The 19,134-nt window shown below is 34.6% G+C and carries 14 protein-coding genes; 5 read left to right on the top strand and 9 right to left on the bottom strand.

Annotated elements, in window-relative coordinates:
* Window position 1: 1 nt before the first annotated feature.
* The 6 genes from HHO41_RS00795 to HHO41_RS00770 all read right to left on the bottom strand — a co-directional run bounded on the left by HHO41_RS00795 (window position 2) and on the right by HHO41_RS00770 (window position 7,674).
* Window positions 2-2,551, bottom strand: a complete 2,550-nt coding sequence (locus HHO41_RS00795; RefSeq protein WP_169094916.1) for a YfhO family protein — start codon at window positions 2,549-2,551, stop codon at window positions 2-4.
* Window positions 2,552-2,614: 63 nt separating this feature from the next.
* Window positions 2,615-3,010 carry a GtrA family protein gene (locus HHO41_RS00790; protein ID WP_169094915.1) on the bottom strand — a complete coding sequence of 132 codons (396 nt, stop codon included), beginning with the start codon at window positions 3,008-3,010 and terminating at the stop codon, window positions 2,615-2,617.
* Window positions 3,011-3,144: 134 nt separating this feature from the next.
* A complete protein-coding gene (locus tag HHO41_RS00785) occupies window positions 3,145-4,128 on the bottom strand; it encodes a glycosyltransferase family 2 protein (RefSeq protein WP_211170990.1) in 984 nt (327 codons plus the stop codon).
* Window positions 4,129-4,173: 45 nt separating this feature from the next.
* Window positions 4,174-5,502 (bottom strand): DUF6056 family protein, encoded by a 1,329-nt coding sequence (locus tag HHO41_RS00780; protein WP_169094914.1) that lies wholly within the window; start codon window positions 5,500-5,502, stop codon window positions 4,174-4,176.
* A gap of 204 nt (window positions 5,503-5,706) precedes the next feature.
* The gene (locus HHO41_RS00775; RefSeq protein WP_169094913.1) at window positions 5,707-6,657 is read right to left on the bottom strand and encodes a glycosyltransferase family 2 protein; all 951 of its coding nucleotides are present in this window, start codon (window positions 6,655-6,657) and stop codon (window positions 5,707-5,709) included.
* A gap of 36 nt (window positions 6,658-6,693) precedes the next feature.
* Window positions 6,694-7,674 carry a glycosyltransferase gene (locus tag HHO41_RS00770; protein WP_169094912.1) on the bottom strand — a complete coding sequence of 327 codons (981 nt, stop codon included), beginning with the start codon at window positions 7,672-7,674 and terminating at the stop codon, window positions 6,694-6,696.
* Window positions 7,675-7,903: 229 nt separating this feature from the next.
* Between HHO41_RS00770 and HHO41_RS00765 the strand changes: the two genes are divergently transcribed.
* A complete protein-coding gene (locus tag HHO41_RS00765) occupies window positions 7,904-9,343 on the top strand; it encodes a flippase (protein WP_169094911.1) in 1,440 nt (479 codons plus the stop codon).
* Window positions 9,344-9,400: 57 nt separating this feature from the next.
* Here the strand turns inward: HHO41_RS00765 and galU are convergent, their stop codons facing one another.
* The gene (galU, locus tag HHO41_RS00760; RefSeq protein WP_169094910.1) at window positions 9,401-10,276 is read right to left on the bottom strand and encodes a UTP--glucose-1-phosphate uridylyltransferase GalU; all 876 of its coding nucleotides are present in this window, start codon (window positions 10,274-10,276) and stop codon (window positions 9,401-9,403) included.
* Between the two features lie 285 nt (window positions 10,277-10,561).
* Here galU and HHO41_RS00755 point away from each other — a divergent pair, with 285 nt between their 5' ends.
* Window positions 10,562-13,231 (top strand): N-acetylmuramoyl-L-alanine amidase, encoded by a 2,670-nt coding sequence (locus HHO41_RS00755; protein ID WP_169094909.1) that lies wholly within the window; start codon window positions 10,562-10,564, stop codon window positions 13,229-13,231.
* A 238-nt stretch (window positions 13,232-13,469) separates the two neighbouring features.
* Window positions 13,470-14,429 (top strand): polyisoprenyl-teichoic acid--peptidoglycan teichoic acid transferase TagU, encoded by a 960-nt coding sequence (tagU, locus tag HHO41_RS00750; protein ID WP_169094908.1) that lies wholly within the window; start codon window positions 13,470-13,472, stop codon window positions 14,427-14,429.
* 78 nt (window positions 14,430-14,507) lie between these two features.
* On the opposite strand, the gene HHO41_RS00745 is transcribed toward tagU, so the two are convergent.
* Window positions 14,508-16,373: a choice-of-anchor L domain-containing protein gene (locus HHO41_RS00745; RefSeq protein ID WP_169094907.1), complete on the bottom strand. Its 1,866-nt coding sequence runs from the start codon at window positions 16,371-16,373 to the stop codon at window positions 14,508-14,510.
* 297 nt (window positions 16,374-16,670) lie between these two features.
* Window positions 16,671-17,852 carry a galactokinase gene (locus tag HHO41_RS00740; RefSeq protein ID WP_169094906.1) on the bottom strand — a complete coding sequence of 394 codons (1,182 nt, stop codon included), beginning with the start codon at window positions 17,850-17,852 and terminating at the stop codon, window positions 16,671-16,673.
* A gap of 293 nt (window positions 17,853-18,145) precedes the next feature.
* Between HHO41_RS00740 and HHO41_RS00735 the strand changes: the two genes are divergently transcribed.
* Window positions 18,146-18,427: an autorepressor SdpR family transcription factor gene (locus HHO41_RS00735; RefSeq protein ID WP_169094905.1), complete on the top strand. Its 282-nt coding sequence runs from the start codon at window positions 18,146-18,148 to the stop codon at window positions 18,425-18,427.
* Window positions 18,428-18,431: 4 nt separating this feature from the next.
* On the top strand, window positions 18,432-19,067 hold the full coding sequence (locus HHO41_RS00730; RefSeq protein ID WP_169094904.1) for an SdpI family protein: 636 nt from the start codon (window positions 18,432-18,434) through the stop codon (window positions 19,065-19,067).
* Window positions 19,068-19,134 lie beyond the last annotated feature (67 nt).

Below are 19,134 nucleotides of genomic sequence, written 5' to 3'. Positions count from 1 at the left end.
TCTATTTAGAAAATATTGATATACCCTTTTTGTTCCGTTCAAAAATAAGGATATATGACACAAAAAGAAGTAACACAACCAAAGAGTACGCAATTGAAATATAAATTTCTTTCGGGGTGTATTGAAGCACCAATTCATGGTAACCCTTCGTTATAGGTACTCCGATAAACTCTCCTAATTGAATAGTGTCCACTTGTTTACCATCAACTTTTACATGCCAATTATGATCGTAAGGAATCGATAAAAATAAAACCTCACCATCATGCACCGTGATTTTTCCATTAATTACATGATTATTATATTTTGTTACAATAAGAGGATTTTGGTTTAATTCTTCTATACGTTTACCCATTAATGAATAATTTAAGGTATATAACTCAGGCTGACTAATTTTTGCTGTGCCTGTAGTAAATTCAATTTTTACAATTACATCTTCATTTTCAAACGTACCCAAATCAAAGCTATTTAATAAACCTACCTTGGCATTAGATAATTTTTTGCCGTTTACCGAAATTGTAAATAACTGATCTGCATTTAAATATTCCTCATCACCTAGTTGCAGATACAATTGCCTTAAATTAGTTACTTTCACCTGGTATTCCAGATAGGCTGACACTTGCTGGTTCTCCATATGATAAACCTTAGCATCGGAATCAAATCGAAGATTGTTTATAGAAATATTATCTGAATCAACTTTTTCGTAATAATTGGATTTTCCGTCAATGCTACCCAAAAAACCATTTTGCTTTTCTATCCAGTTTGATGTGTCATTGACTAAAGGAACTTGATTGTTGTTTACCATAAACCCTATTGGCATACTATACTTATTTTTATATGCAAGAATATTTCCTTCTTTATAAACCTCTTCATATATCCGACTATCTTTTGGACTTGTTGTAATTTTATATTTAAAACCAAACAGACTATCAGAAACAAAAATTCCGTTTTTCATATTAACATTTCTGGTGCTGGATGCATAACCAAGTGATCCTAAATAATTATTAAGATTTCCATTCCCAGTTGAACTGTAAATCGACATACCTTTATATTGATATTTTAATGACTCATTTTCAGTTGACAACAAATCGTTATCAGGACTAATTCGATATAATCCAGAATCAGTCTTCCCGATTTGTTCAATAACATTTCTATATGTTGAATTATATATCTTATCCAATGGACTTGAGGCAGGAATATAATTCCTGAAAATATAGTATGTATTGAAAAATAAATCAAACATCACAACAACAAGTAAAGTGAAATTAATAAGACTTGGAACCTTTAATCGCTGTTTATTCATTTTAATTCCAAGGATGATAAATATTGCAGTTAGGATAAAAAGATTGAGGTACATTTTGCTTAAACCAAAGAAATCCTGACTCAGCAATTTATTCAACAAACTAATCAAAACGCAATTAAAGACATATATTTTTATAAGCAAAGGAAGCATTTGTTTATCAAGAGCAATTATGGACTTTACTGACAGTAAAATTAAATAAAAGGAAATTAAAAAGGCAAAACGATAAAATGCACCATTAGGCATTTCGAAAACATGCCAAATATAAATAAGCAGATTGCTAGCAATACTAATAAGTAAAAAGCTCAATAATAGCAGGTCAGCTATTCTTTCCCTAAGCGGATACTTTTTATTAAAAAAGTAAAGCGGTACAAGTAATAAAACTATAAGGCCTACATATAAGCTTAGATTTTGAAGTTCCGTTGTACCTATAAAAAGCTTTTGATAAATATCCAAAGGATTTATACCAAACCCCATTAATGCATGATCAGAATTGGAGTAACTATTGCTCTTTAACTGAAGATAAGTTGGCAAAATCATGACCATCGAAAAACTTGCAGCTAAAAACACACTAGTAAAGAATATTTTACATTTCTGAAATACTTCTTTTTTTGAAAAGTCCCCTAAATACATTTCCTTTACAAAGTACAAAAAGATAAAGATACCCGTAATATAAGAAATGTAAAAATTGGAGAAAAACAGGATTGTTAATGTAATCAGAAATAATTTGTATTTATTTTCTTTAAGAATGAAATGTACAGACAAAATCAATAATGGTAATAAGTATATAGCATCAATCCACATCGGAAGAAAATAATATGTGATTGAAAAAGACATCAATGAATAACTAATCGAAAAAACAATTGCCTTCATATCATTGATATCATAAAGTTTCCTCAACATTACACTCATAAAAAGGGAGGCAAGCCCCAATTTTATTAGGTAAATCATAATCACAGCCTGTGGAATTAAATCTCGCGGAAAGAACACAATTAAAAAAGATAATGGGCTGGATAAATAATAACAAAAAGTTGCCCAAAAATTTATCCCCATCCCATAATTCCATGTGAATAGAATACTCTCCTGCCCACGGAATACATCATAAAGGTGACTGTAAAACAAGATAATCTGAGCAGGTAAATCGATGTACCAGATTGAACTAGGACCAAAAGGAGTTATTTTAAAAATAAAAAAAACAGCTAGGACGATAAAAATTGGAATTAGAAATATCAAAATAGGCTTAACCTTTTTCATTGAAAATTTGTCTCCCCCTTTTATTAACATTAGTTTCATCCAGTAATGCTACCTATGTCTACATTACTGATATTTGGCTTTACGAAAAATAATATACTTACTAGCCACGTAATTAATAATAACCACGACAACATTTGCTAAGATTTTCGCAATCATATCATTCATTTGAACCCATTCCACTAATGCAATCATCATTCCTAAATCAATCAGGTAAGATAGAATTCTAAAAAACATAAAAGACATAAACTCTCTTACCATTGTATTTAAATCAAAACCTTTGCTATTAAAAACAAACATCTTATTAGTTATGAAAGCAAAGATTACAGAGAACAACCATGCAATAGATGTTGAAACCCGATAATCCACATAAAACAATTCTGTAAAAATCCAGTAGCTTACGATATTCACTACAGTTGTTAATACTCCATAGACAAGATAACTTATCATTTCTTTTTTCATGATTGTTCTCCTCAATTACTTTTCTGAAAAGTGAACCAACAATCCTCAATAAAATAGGCATCGAATTTTCGATACCTATTTTTGAAAGGATATAGTAAATATTATTAATTGGAAATGCAATCCTATTATTGCCTTTATCCTTTTTTCACAATCCCAATTTTCCTCTTTTTATCACTTTCTGGCATAACATTAGCCGAAGCTTCTTTAATAATAAAATTCGGTCTTCCCTTAACCTCGATAAAAATTCTTCCGATGTATTCACCGATAATACCTAGGAATATTAACTGAATCCCACCAAAAAACAAAATGATTGAAACAATTGATGCATAACCACTTACAGAGTTACCGAATAGGATTTTCGAGAAAATAACATAAAACATATAGAAAAATGCCGAACTTGCAGTAAAAAATCCAAAATAAGTCGCCCAACGTAATGGCGAAATAGTAAAAGATACAATACCATCAATAGCATAATGCACAAGCTTCCAAAAGCTCCAACTAGTACTTCCAACAGCTCTTTCCACATTCTCAAATTCAAGACATTTGGAATTATATCCAACCCACATAAACAAGCCCTTAGCGAAACGATTGCGTTCTCTTAATCGCAAAAAGCTGTCAACCGCTTTCCGATCCATTAAACGATAATCTCGAGCACCGTCGACAATTTGGACATCACTCATATTATTAATTAGCTTATAAAATTGTTTTGCAAACCAACTGCGAATAGGAGGTTCTCCACTTCTGGTCGATCTTCTTGTGTACACAACATCATATCCGCCATTTATCCAGTCATCAATCATTTGTGGCAATAGGCTTGGCGGGTCTTGCAGGTCCACATCCATTAGAACTACTGCATCTCCATAAGCCGCTTCGATGCCCGCTAACATGGCTGCCTCTTTACCAAAATTTCTACTGAAGCTAACAAATCGAACTTTCGGCTCTCTGTCACTTAGCTCTTTCATAACTTGTTCAGTGTTATCTTTGCTACCATCATTTACATAAATAACTTCATAATCTATAGTACTTATTTCTTTTAAAATGGGGTCTACCACCGAGAAAAACAAGTCGATCGACTGTTCTTCGTTATAACAAGGAACAACTATTGAAACTAATTTCAATATGATACACCTACTTTTACAATTATGTTTGCAATAATAAACTTTCTACCAATTGGACAATAAATGAGTGATATTTAATATCGGATAACAACTAAGGATAATAATGTTTAGTTTATTTTCCATATAACCTTTTTCAATTAATAAATGACTTATAACGATTGCAATTAACACTGATGCTACCACCTGCGTTCTTTCTATCGATGCATAAATGGTTGGTGAAAAAAACATAACCATTAATGTTGCAACAGCAGCTGCTAGGCATAGAAATACAAATACAGGGTGTTTACTCATATTGATGATCAGGATAAGTAAACAAACGCTAAACAGCGTCCAAAAAACATAGGGGAATATCGCAATTAAAAATCCTAAATCGCTCTTCCAAAATTGAAAAATACTATGACTAATTCGATATGAATTAATTAGACCAAAATTATAAAATGATTGAATATTCAACAAAACAGAGCTAATGGCAAAAAATAGTTGAGTAGAAAAAATAACATAAACGGTTTTGTATTTATTAATTTCTTTGAATTTATCTTTATAGTAAATAAATACGAATAAAGCTAATAACAGAACTAGATGTCTCATTACAACAAAAAACCGTTCATATAGCCATATAATTCCCAAATGAAACTTGCTTTTTAATGTTAATTCGTCATAACCCGGGAACCATCTTCCTACTTCCTCTTCCCATCTAACTGCATTACCTGGGGCAAGGAGCAATATACATGAACCAATCAAAATTAGGCCAGCTAAACTAATTAGTTTTTTATCAATCGTTTTATGTCTTAAATAATCAACAACCAAGGAAATGATAGAAAAGGTGGACATACATAAAGCTACTTGTTCATTAGAAATGGACGCGATTATTCCTGAAAATGCTGCAATAACAATTAATTTATTTGATATAACTGTTTGTTTACCAAGAATCTTTTCAGCAAAAGGGATCATTGCAATGATTCCAAGTGCAATTGGCCATAGATAATTCACAGTACCTGTTATCCAAAAGAGACCATGTCTAAGTATCGCTTCGGCGAAAAAACCTATTACCAGCAAAGATGTTAGAAATTCTGATCTTTTTACTTCTTTCTTTATTAAACGTACAATCCCATACGCTAGGAGCATTAAAAAGGCTGCATTTAGAATTCTCCACAACCATAAATACTCATCTAACAAAACATACACCATCGTATCCGGAAAAAGCCTACCGGACCACGTGAAATATCGAGTTGAGATCCAATCAAAAAATGGAGTATCAGATGCGTTAGTAAATACCGTATCATCACTGCCCTTAATGATCGTAATTTTAAAATGGAGTAAGTAAACGATGATATAAACACTTATAAAAAATAAATAATTTACCGACTTTTTCATTAAATAACCTCTATCAAATTTTTTTCAGACTTATTTTATTGTATCTTATATTCAAAACAGGATTATTGTATCAATCAAGTTGTCTATTTTCAATAGATGGTTAAAAAACAGATTATTATGGATATTCAATCATATAAAAACATAACACCATCTACTACAATATTTTAGATAGATGGTGTTGTTTTTTAATTATTTAACTAATTGTTAATCCTTGTGTAACTTTGAATATTTTCTAAAATGACTCCACGTTTTCTTTAAAAAATCTTTGTATTCGCTAAAAGATAGTTTATATGCATGCTTTAGTTTCTTCATTAGTGGAGTTATGGCACGGTCTAAGTAGATTAATAGTAGTAATAGATAATTTAATTGATAAACTCGGGCCAAAAAATATATTTCACTTTTAAACATTTCTGTATCGACAAATAGATTTTCTTTACCAGTTGTCTGGCCATGGTGATGAACGATTTTCGCATCTGGCAGAAAAAAGGACTTTAAGCCGGCTTTATACATTTTATGACTTAAAATATCTTCTTCATAATATAAAAAGGTATGTTCATCGAATAATTCTACTTTCATAAAATCCACACTTCGAGCCATAAAGCAGCAACCAGAGAATTTATAAATTGGGATTGGGTCATCTTTAATGGAGATAGCAGAGAGATAATATTCCTGATCAAATCTTTGTTTACTTTTTGCAGATGTAAATTTATTCAGTTTCGTATTATGAAACAAATAATCGCTTTTGCTTAAAGGTTTCAAAGTTGGTAAATCCCTAATTCGCCCTTCTGATGATAAAATATATGGAGCAGTCACGGCTACATTTGGATTTATTTTTAGGAATGAATGCATTTCCGAAATGCTGTTATCTAGAAAGATAACATCATTATTTGTAACCGTTACAAACTCGTGACCGTCCTCTATTGCCTTTTTGATACCGATATTATTCCCAATTGCATATCCGTAATTTTCCGATTTAATCACTTTAACATTAGGATTGTTTCGATATTGTTTTGTAAGTTCCTCATATGACTTATTGTTTGAACCATTATCGACAATATAGATAGTATAATCCAGTTTACACGTCTTAAATATTGAATCGACGCATTGGATTGTCATTTCCCAGGTATTGTAATTCAATATAATAAATGCGACCATTTCTTCATCTCCAAAATAGAGTAAACATTAATTAATTTATAATTCCTTCTTCACTTTATCCCAATAATATCGATAAAATTTTACCAATAATGGTGAAGAAATCATTCCTAGCGCAAGAAGCAATTTCTTCTTTTTGCTATACTCTTTATTAAAAATTAATTCCTTTATTATTTTCCGATCTTTTTCTAATAAGTATTTATATTGCTTCTTCTCATCATGATAATACTTATCAATATTTACATATAACATTAAACCGGTTAAAAACCATTCAGCATATACCTCATCAGCATGTTCTGGATAATTTTCACGATAAAACAGGTATAAATTTTTTCTAACCTCAAATTCATCCAAGCGTTTTTTGGAAAAGGCTTTTCGCATTGTGCTTTTATCATTATACCGATAATTGTACAATGCTTCCCCTGTATAAAAAACTTTCTTACTCTGATGGATAATTCGATAAGCAAAATCTATATCTTCGAGAATATACCCCTCTTTAAATCTAATATTTTCAAATAAACTTCGTTTATATATTTTGTTACAAGGACTAAAGGTAAGCCTATGATTTAAATAAAGTTCACCCATCGCTGAATTCCGGTCAAACAGACATTCCGTTGAATCATTACAAAAATAGTATTTTGTATCGTCCTTGTTATACTGGATAATATTACATGCAGCAATATCTGCTTTTGCTTCAAGAGCTTTATTAAATAAGATGTTATACATATCATTATGAATCCAATCATCGCTATCAATAAAACCAAGATATTGTCCTTTCGCTACGTCAATTCCTTTATTTCTTGCCGATGACTGACCACCATTTTCTTTATGATGAACCTGGATTCGTTGGTCCTTTTTCGCATACTCATCACAAATAACCCCGCTGCGATCAGTTGACCCATCATTCACCAAAATTAGTTCAAACTCTTTAAATGACTGGGACAAAATACTCTTAACGCAATCGCCAAGAAACTTTTCAACATTATACACTGGGACGATAATACTTAATTTAGGATTCATAATCGTTCTCTCCAATTAGCTCTTTATAAACAAAAGAAATCAAAATAACATAAATTAATATACCTAAACTTTGGTAGTTCAGCAACCTTATCATCATACTGTAAATAATAATTAACAAAACAAACGATATTTTTCGTTGAGAATCATGAAGTTAAATGCTACTCTTAAATGATGTAAATAGAAGGAATAATTGATTCAACAAAATTTCAAAAAGATTGGAAAGTATTAAATGAGTAAACTGATTACGAATTACTTATATACAGTCATTTACCAATTACTATTATTAATCACACCATTTATTACAACGCCGTATGTATCCAGGGTTTTAAAACCTGAAGGTGTCGGTACGGATGCGTATGTACTATCAATTGTTCAGCTCTTTATGATTTTTGCCGTTTTAAGTATCCCTATGTATGGTAGCCGCGAAGTAGCAAAACAACAAAATAGAGATGAACGTTCGAAGGAATTTTGGTCCATCTATTCAGTCCAACTTTTCTTTTCTGTCATTACTATTATCTGTTACCTAACATTTATTCTTGTTTCACATGAATATACACCACTTTTTCTGATTCATTTTTTCACATTATTTGCATATACAGTTGATATCTCCTGGTATTTTATCGGCAAAGAACAAATAAAAAGCGTCACAACCAGAAATATCATTGTAAGACTTGTGAGCATTGTATTAATCTTTTCATTTGTAAAAAACGTTAACGATTTACACCTTTATATTTTAATAAATGCATTGACACTGTTTGTTGGACAATTAATCATGTGGATTCCGCTATTAAAGGAAATAACTTTCAAAAAAATAGCTTTCAGCGATATAAAAATTCATATTATTCCAATCCTTAGCCTGTTTATTCCGCAAATAATGGTTCAAGTTTATATCCTAGTAAATAAAATTGTATTAGGTCGTGTGTCTGGGGAAGTTGAAGTAGGTTTTTATAATCAAGCGGATAAAATTGTAAGAATAGCGCTTGGTTTTATAACATCACTTGGTTCTGTCTTGCTACCGAGGATGGCAAAGGAATTTTCGCAGGGGAACGTTGAATCTATGAAGAAATACATTAAGTATGCCCTGCAGTTTGTATTAATGATTACTTTACCAATGACATTAGGGTTAATGGGAATTGCCCCGAATTTCATCGAATGGTTTTTAGGCGAAGGATATAGCCCAGTCATTAACCTGCTAATTATTATGAGTCCCGTCGTTTTCTTTGTTGGATTGGCCAATATTTTTGGTATTCAAATTTTAGTATCAACAAACCAGCAAAACAAATATGCAATCTCTATAACCATTGGAGCCATCCTAAGCTTAATTACAAATATCCTTTTTGTTTCTCAGTTTGCTAGTACAGCCACAACGATCGCATTATTAGTAGCTGAGGCAACTGGGGCAATGATTCAAATGTACTTTGCGAGAAACTATTTTATCGTTAGAGATTTCTCGGGAATGTTTATTAAATACTTATTATTAAGTACATTAGTATATATTTCTGCTTTTGGTATTGACAGAATACTCCAGATAAACCCAATCATTGTAACTTTTATCCAGCTTATACTTGCTGCAAGCATTTATCTTGTAGGATTAATCATAGTCAAAGATACCATCGTCAATACAGGATTAAACGCACTTAAAGCTAAACTTAAGAAAACAACAAACTGATTGATCAAATAAAAATGCTAGAGGAATATTTTTCCCCTAGCATTTTTTATACGGCAATTATTGATTTTCACTAAGCTTTTCAGCCATAAATCTCAATAAATCCTCGCGAAGTTCTTTCTTTTCTAGTGCAAATTCAATAGTGGTTTCAATAAAGCCTAACTTTTCGCCAACATCATAGCGTTTACCTTCAAATTCATAAGCAAACACTCTTTGAATTTGGTTCAAATTCTCGATAGCATCAGTAAGTTGAATTTCTCCACCTGCTCCAACCTCTTGTTTATCAAGGAACATGAAGATTTCAGGAGAGAAAACATATCTTCCGATAATTGCCAAATTTGAAGGTGCCTTACCTAAGGCTGGTTTTTCAACAAAGTTGCGAACTTGGAACGAACGACCAATCTGCTCAATTGGATCAATGATTCCATATCGGTTCGTTTCATCATCTGGAACCCTTTTTACACCTATAACTGAAGAATGAGTTCGATTATATTCGTTCATTAATTGTTTTAAGCAAGGAGTTTCAGCTTGCACTATGTCATCACCAAGAAGTACCGCAAATGGCTCATTACCAATAAAATTTCGTGCACACCATACTGCGTGTCCAAGCCCTCTAGGCTCTTTTTGCCGTATGTAATGGATATCGACCATTTTTGAGGTTTCTTGTACTGCTTCTAATAATTCTAATTTCCCTTTATCAAGTAAGTTTTGTTCCAGTTCAAAAGCATGGTCAAAATGGTCTTCGATTGACCGTTTCCCTTTTCCAGTTACGATGATAATATCTTCTATTCCTGATTCTATTGCTTCTTCAACTATATACTGAATGGTGGGTTTGTCTACAATAGGTAACATCTCTTTTGGCATTGCCTTTGTTGCAGGTAAAAAGCGCGTGCCTAGACCTGCTGCAGGGATAATCGCTTTTCTTACTTTTTTCACAGTTGATTCTCCTTTTCTTAAAATTATGTAGTTTAACTTTATTTTGAATGCGTTTTCTCATTATTTCATAACAAAAATTATTTCATAAGTTGGGAAAATATTCAACTACATTAAGCGAACAAGCTTGTGTGCAGAGTCATCAAAATTTATGTCATAGCTCTATAAATCCTTAACTCTATTATTTCAAAAAAAAGTAAAAGATGTAATTTTCATATATTAATTTTTTTAGAAGAAATGTATGATAGGAGATGTGTCAGACTAAATGCCTTTAGAAAGGATGGAGAAATGAAGCACAACAATAAACTTGTAGCATTATTATTTGTAGTAATTGCATTGTTATTGTCTTTTAAACTACCATTTACAACTTCTGCACAAACGATTTCCAGTCAGACTACCTTTGGTTATTTAGATAACCCAGGATCTGGAGCCACATTAAAGGGCACTCATAATATACACGGTTGGTTTTTAGATGGAAGCGGTGTAGCATCCATTGAAGTGTTAATAGATGGGGTTGTTGCAGGTCAGGCCATTTATGGTGATGCTAGACAAGATGTACAAGCAGCATATCCACAATATAACAATGGAAATGCAGGTTTCCATTTTGCTCTTGACACCACAAAGTTTGCTGATGGCAATCACACAATTACAATTAAAGAAACTGGACAAAATGGGCAAGTTACTACATTGCCTAATTGTAATATTACGATTAAAAACGATAACGTATTTGGCTATTTAGATGGTCCTGTAGCTGGCACAACACTTAATGGTACCTATAATGTTCATGGGTGGTTTTTAGATGGAAATGGTATCTCGACAATTGAGGTATTAGTAGATGGAAAAGTGGTTGGGCAAGCAACTTACGGTGATGCAAGACCAGATATCAAAACAGCTTTTCCTCAATTTAACAATAGTAATGCCGGTTTTCATTTTCCTCTTGATACAACTAAATTTTCTGATGGCTCACATACAATTTCCATTAGAGAAAACGGGCTAAACGGACGGATTACAAATTTACCTACATTCTCAATCAATATTAAAAATGACAATGCATTTGGGTATTTAGATAATCCTATATCCGGGTCAACTCTTAAAGGCACTCATAATGTTCATGGGTGGTTTTTAGATGGAACTGGTGTATCTACTATTGAAGTTTTGGTGGATGGGGCAGTGGTTGGGCAAGCCACCTATGGTGATGCAAGATCTGATATCAAAAATGCTTTCCCACAATATAATAATGATAACGCAGGTTTTCATTATGCTCTAGACACAACCAAACTTTCAGATGGAAAACACACTATTAGCATTAGAGAAATTGGGCAAAATGGGCGAACCATCACTCTCCCGACTATCTCAATTAATATTAAAAATGACAATGCTTTTGGATATTTAGATAATCCAGTCTCTGGTTCAACTCTAAAGGGTACACATAATGTACATGGGTGGTTCTTAGATGAAAATGGCGTTGCTAACATTGATGTATTAATCGACGGAAAAGTGGTCGGTCAAGCTATATATGGTGATGCTAGGTCAGATATTAAGTCAGCATTTCCGCAATATAATAACAGCTATGCTGGATTTCACTTTGCCCTTGATACAAACAAATTTTCCGACGGGCAACATACTCTAACAATCAAGGCAACCGGATTAAATGGACGTACAACAACTTTGCCTAGTAGTACGATTTCAATTCAAAACGCAAGTGCAAAAAAGATAGGCTATATCGATAATCCTGCGTCTGGCACAACTTTAAAAGGCAACCATAACATTCATGGATGGTTTTTAGACGAAAGCGATGTAGCTAGCATTGAAGTATTAGTGGATGGAGCAGTTGTTGGTCAAGCAATTTATGGAGACGAGAGAACGGATGTCTATAAAGCTTACTCACAATATAATAACAAGAATGCTGGCTTCCACTTTTCTCTCGATACAACCAAATTTTCCGATGGTCAACATACAGTTTCCATCAGAGAAACTGGAAAAAATGGTCGTGTTGTAACATTACCGAATAATACCATCACAATCAAAAACGCTAATGCTTTTGGATATTTAGATAATCCTGTGTCTGGTTCAAAACTTAGAGGCATCCATAATATTAGTGGATGGTTTCTAGACGAAAATGGTGTAGCAAATATCGAAGTATTAGTGGATGGGAAGGTTGTCGGTCAAGCAACCTATGGTGATAATCGACCTGATATCCAAAATGCCTTTCCTCAATTCAACAATGCAAATGCAGGTTTTCATTATGAACTAGACACTACCTTGTTTACCGAAGGGCAACATACAATAACGATCCGGGAAACTGGTACAGGAGGACTTGTAACAACATTAGATACTATTACTGTAACGTTCAAGCAGAAAATCTCAGTATTTTTAGACCCCGGCCATGGTGGATCAGATCCTGGTGCTGGTGCTGGCGGTGTTCGAGAAGCAGATTTGAATTTTTCTGTTGCCCAAAAAGTACAAGCCCTGTTAGTAGAACGTGGTTATACAGTCTATATGTCTCGTTACGCAAATACCACCGTTGGCTTATTAGACCGCTCACAAATGGCAAACGATTTAAAGGCTGATATATTTGTTAGTATTCATACAAATTCTACATCTGGTGGCGGAGAAACTTCTGCCAATGGGATTGAATCGTATTATTACCAATACTTCCCTGAATATCCTTCAAAAATAAATGGTGATATGCACAATGATCCAGAAAGAGTTTCAAATAGCATTTCTCTAACAAAAATAATTCAAGAAAATTTGATAGAATACACTGGTGCAAATAACCGCGGAACACATGGAGAAACTTTTTCAGTGGTTCGTGAATCAGCTATGCCTGCCACTTTAATAGAAATGGGCTTTATAAATAACTCGGCTGAACGCCAAAAATTAGTTGCAAATGACTATCAAAATGCAATTGCTCGTGCAATTGCTGATGGCATTGTAGAATACACTAATTCTTTATAATTTCACCTTTCTATCACTTTACTATTAAGTAAATATCAGCTTTCAAGAAGAACCTGCCTTTACTGGAGGTTCTTCTTTTGTTTGAAGAGTAGTTTTTGGTCACCTATTTTGAGTTTCTCCAACAAAAATTAACAAAATGTACACAAGTTCGAGTAATTTCCAAGTAAATACCATATAATTATTCCCGCTTTCATGTTATTCTATTAAACGATTGTTTTTTTAAAAGGAGGGCCATACGATGAAAGCAACTTCCAAATCTAAAAAAAGAAGATGGCTTCGCATTACAGGAATCTTCTTCTTACTATTACTTATTGGAGCCGGTGCATACGGTTATTCAGTTTATAAATCATTAACGAGCGCAGTAGAAACGATGCATGAGCCAGTAAAACGGGAAAAGTCGGAAAAACGGACGGAAGACGTAACTTTGGAGAAAAAGGATCCATTCTCTGTTCTTATGTTAGGTGTTGATGAACGCGAAGGCGACAAAGGTCGTTCGGACACGTTGATTGTATTAACGGTTAATCCAAATAATAATACAGTCAAGATGCTTAGCATTCCTAGGGATACCCGTACTGAAATTGTTGGAAAAGGCAAAGAGGACAAAATCAATCATGCCTATGCTTACGGCGGGGTTGAAATGGCCATGAACACAGTTGAAAACTTCTTAGATATTCCGATAGATTACTATATTCAGATTAATATGGAAGGCTTTGAAGATATCGTCGATGCAGTTGGTGGAGTTACCGTAAATAACGATCTTGAGTTTACCTTAGACGGTGCTTACTTTCCAGTTGGACAGCTCCAACTAAATGGAGAAAAAGCATTGAAATTCTCAAGAATGCGCTATGAAGATCCACGCGGAGACTATGGTCGTCAAATTAGACAACGAGAAATTATTCAAGCAGTGGTCGATAGCGGTGTGAGCATGACTTCACTTGCCAAATACAATGAAATTTTCACAGCGTTAGGTAATAATATTAAAACAAACTTAACTTTTGATGAGATGATAGATATACAACAAAATTATCAAACTGCAGCATCAACAATTGAGCAAATGGATCCTCTTACCGGACAAGGAACAAAGATTAACTCGGTTTATTACATCCTTGTCTCAGATGAGGAACAACAACGAGTTCAAAACGAATTGAAAACACAGTTGGAGATTCCAGTTGGTACGCATACTGCGCAAGCCAATTAATAAATCTCTCATTGTAAAAAACCCTCCTGACACAAATGCATCAGGAGGGTTTTCTCGCTCTTTATACTATCTTAGTATTTATTTTTCATCCCTTCGCCTAAACACTAAACGGGTACCACCAATGATGACTAACGCTATGCCTGCGAATAATAGGTTGAAGTTGTTTGTCGCAGTGTCTGGTAATTTCTGACTTAAGGTAATGGTAAGATTCATTTTAGTAACCACAACACTGACTGCTTCACTAATATTTCCTGCTGCATCTGTCGCAGTAATTACAAGGGTTGTACCACCCGCTTGCTTAGGAATGAGAACCGCAAATTTTCCATCCTCACCTGCAGTACTTGAAGCAATCAAGAATCCATTTACTTTAACTTCTATTTTAGCTTTACTCTCAGCTTGCCCAGACACACTGGTATCCTGATCTGTTACTTTATTAACTGTAGGCTGAGCTGGAGCAGTCTTATCAACAACGGTAAGTGTAGTTGGTTCACTAGTATTTCCAGCTTCATCACGCGCATATACTTCTAAAATCGTTCCAGCATTTTGCTTTGGAATAGTTAAGGTGAATTTTCCTGCTGCATCAGCTTTGGTATTTCCAATTTCCATATCTCCGACCTTTACAATGACTGTCGCACCTGGTTCAGTCGTACCGGTCAAAGCTTGGTCATTATCGTCTACCTCTAGAACCTCAGGTTTGATTGGAGCTTTTGTATCGATAGATGAGAAGCTACCGGCTTCAATAAATACGTTAGAATCTACACTATCATCACTTGCGTCAGCAATAGCAAGTTTAATGTGGTTAACTTCTCCAATTTTCACAGTTGTTGTAGCTGTCATTACCACTGTTAATCCATCCATCTGAGTATTCAATGGCTCTGCAAGCAACGCATTCATCGCTAATGTAGGTTCAGTATCAGGTTCATCTATTTCATTATTAATAAAATATTGTGAATTAGCATCTAAATTAATATTATGAATGGAAACTGGGAGATTTGTGTCTGGAATAAGTGCAATATTTTGGCCGTTTACAAAAAATCCAAATACGTCGTTATATCCTTCGTTAACATATTCATTGTATTCTTCAGAAGAAAAAACATATCTGAATCTAAGCGTATCATGGATTGGGATAAAATCGAATTCCAAGACTGCGGCATCATTTAATTCAAAATCTGGAACAAGCTGATGTAAATCCTCATCCCCTCCGGTACCATTTGCTGTGGATACTCCACTATCATCATTAGGACCAATAACATCAACGATATTTCCATTACTCAAAATGATACCATCAGTAAATCCAATGATGCCAGCTCCTCCGCTAAAGGTTCCAGCAGCATGATTCGCTCCATTAAAAGTTACATTTGATATTTCTATATCATCACCAACTAGTTTTTCAACTAATTGCTCTTTAGTAACTGTATTAAGATCAGCTGTTGAAAGCCCGCCCTCTGCTGCTAGTAAAGAGAAGTATGATTGATAGGCATTTTCCCCTCTTTTTAATGGAACTTTGTCAGTGTTTTCATCCAGTTGCAAATCTATTGTTTGCTCGTCTGCTTTACTATTTAATTCAATTTTTACGTCTTGATTCTCGGCTATTGGTGTATCTTCTTGTTGCACAACGGGGACTTGTTGTTCACCTTCATTTGAAGGCAGCACTTCATCCTTTGGTGCTTCGGGAGCTGGTGGTGAAATATTCCCTCCGTTAGGTTGTTCACCGGTTTGTTCCTCTTCAATTGGTACGGTCTCCTCATCTACAACAGGATTAGTATCAGGATTTGTCATCACTGTATCAGCAACGATTTCATTTTCTTGTGTTGATACAGTTCCTTCAACTTGTCCATTATCAGAAACATATACATTTGCAAAAACATTGGCAGGTAGCACAATCATTAGAGACAAAAAGCAAAGTAAAACTGCTTTTCTGCGCTTTTTCAATTTTCTTCGCATTAAAAAATTCCCTCCTTATCAGTGATAAATCATGGTGGGAATTGCGATGTTAAACGATAGATGTTACACGACTTCTGATTATGGGGTTTCAATACATAGATGCAGAAACTTTGATTCCCGCCATCTGATTCTTCCAAATTAAATCTGCTTCACCCGCATTCTCCTTTCAAGTAAGAGAATTGATGTTGAAATAGATGTCATTTACCCACTCTTATTATAAATTTTTTTGAATTGTTAAGCAAAATAATAAAGACTGTCACGGATAAAATGACAGTCTTTAATCAATTTATTATTCAATTATTTCACCTTATCAAAATTCAATTCCCTAACACCATCACCAATCGTGGCGGTATAGAAGGAAGCATCCCGTCCAATTTTTGAAACATAATATTGATTAACTTCCTCGATAAAATGGTCAACCTGGCCCGCTTCAACGATGGCAATAGCACAGCCACCAAGACCTGCGCCGGTCATTTTTGCCCCGAGCACCCCCGGCTGCGACGAAGCACATTCAACTAGGGTATCAAGCTCCGTTCCAGTTGCTTCATAATTATTTTGTAAGGATAAATGTGACTGCGTCATTAACTCCCCAAACGCTTTTAAATTTCCGCGTCTGAGCTGTTTTACAGCGGCAAATGCCCGTTCATTTTCTGTAACGACATGTCGGGCGCGCTTTTTTAACAGTTCAGTTGGAATTAGATGCTTAAAGCTTTCAAACTGTTCGATGTTTAAATCTCCGAGCGAAAGAATATTAATCGCTCCCTGGAGATGTCTGAGCGCATGCTCACACTCATCCCGGCGTTTATCATAAAATTCCACAAGCTCTTCGCTTTGCTTGTTTGAATTCATAATGACCAGCTTATAGTCCTGTAAATGAAATGGAATATAGTCATAGCTTAATGTATGACAATCGAGCAGAATCGCATGATTTACTTTCCCGTTCGCGACAATAAATGGATCGCCAATCCCGCTTTTCATTCCAATAAAATACTGATCCGTTTCCTTGCAAGCCTTTATTAGCTCAATTTTTGAAAGATGAAGCTGATAAAGCTTATTAACGGTTTCCCCAATTAGCATCAAAAGCGATGCTGACGAGGATAAACCTGCACCAACCGGGATATTTCCGGATACGAGCAAATCAAAGCCTTCGGAAAGAATATGGCCTTCTTTATGTAGGTGCGAAAGCATCCCTTTAGGATAATTTGCCCAGCTATCGGAAGGTTTGAAGTTTAGTTCATCTAATGTGAATTGAATCATGCCTTGCTCTGAAAAATTTTTCGAAAAAAGACGTACCAATCGATCTGTTCGTTTACTAACAGCACCGTATATACCTAGTGAAATGGCACAAGGCAGGACATTGGCGCCATTATATTCTGTGTGCTCTCCAATTAAATTTACTCGGCCTGGAGAAAAGAAATAACGCTCAGCTTCTCGTGAAAATATGGTCTGAAAGTCAGATGCAAGGGCGCGAAAATCCACATGAACCACTCCTCATAAATGAGATTGTTAGTGCAGTAAACCCTTTCCAACTATTAGCGTATTATTTGTTAGGACTTCCGTCAATCAAAATATGCTGGAAATTTCCTATTAATGCCTATTTTCTGTTAAAGAGGCTTTTCACGGGTAATATTCCGATAGACAACGTAACCGAACTTTTGAATTAGTACAAACTTTATTTATTATTAATGTGAAATAGTGTTGTGCAATTTAGATTTGTGTTTTATTATTTAGTTAAATAACTAAATACTTAACTAAGAGAGGAGACGGGTCTTTTGAATTCGACCTTTAAAGCGTTATCAGATCCGACCCGGCGACAAATTCTTGATTTATTAAAGGAACGCGATTTAACCGCTGGGGAAATATCTGACCGCTTCCAAATGTCCAAACCCAGTATTTCGCAGCATCTAAAAATTTTGAAGCACGCTGACTTAATTCAAGATGAGAAAAAGGGGCAATTTATCATTTATTCCCTTAATACTACGGTTTTTCAGGATATTTTAAATTGGGCCTTTAGCTTTACGCACCCCTCACATCAGGACAAAAAGGAGGAGTAGTTTTATGAAGAAACATATATTACCGATTACCATTATTCTCTTGACGGTTATCGCCTGGGCGATTGCCTTTCCAAAGCTTCCGGCAGAGCTGCCAACCCATTGGGGCTTTAATGGTGAAGTGAATGGATACTCAACCAAGCTGAATGCGATGCTTACGCAAATTGGCATTATGATTTTGCTTTATTTTTCGGTTGCCTTTTTGCCAAAAATAGACCCAAGAAGGCAAAACTATAAGTATTTCTCTGGCAGTTATCAAACGATTTATCTTTCGCTGCTTGTACTGTTCTTTGGCTTAAATATATTTGTCATTTTATTTGGTTTAGGTTACAACATCCCGATGTCATCGATGGGTTCGGTGGTAATTGGTATTATCTTTATCGTGCTCGGCAATGTAATGCAGAGAGTCCGCTCCAATTTCTTCATTGGCATCCGCACGCCATGGGCATTAAGCAATGAAGAGGTCTGGCGAAAGACGCATCGTTTTGGTGGAAGGTTGTTTTTTGGCGGCGGTGTTCTTCTCGTGTTATCAACCTTTGTTTCTGCGGCTATCAGGGGTTATGTGATCATCGGAGTGATAGCTGTGATTGTGATTGCACCCTACGTTTATTCATATATGGTATTTAAAAAACTATCTAAATGAAAAACGCAGGGCAGCCACGGTTAGGTGGTGCCCTGCGTTTCTTTTAACATATGAATATTTCTTCCAA

Origin of the sequence: Bacillus sp. DNRA2 (assembly GCF_012843265.1) — a bacterium.
Classification (GTDB): Bacteria; Bacillota; Bacilli; order Bacillales; family Cytobacillaceae; genus Bacillus_BU.
Note: the sequence above shows the minus strand (reverse complement) of the source record. Positions and strands in the feature narration are given on the sequence as shown.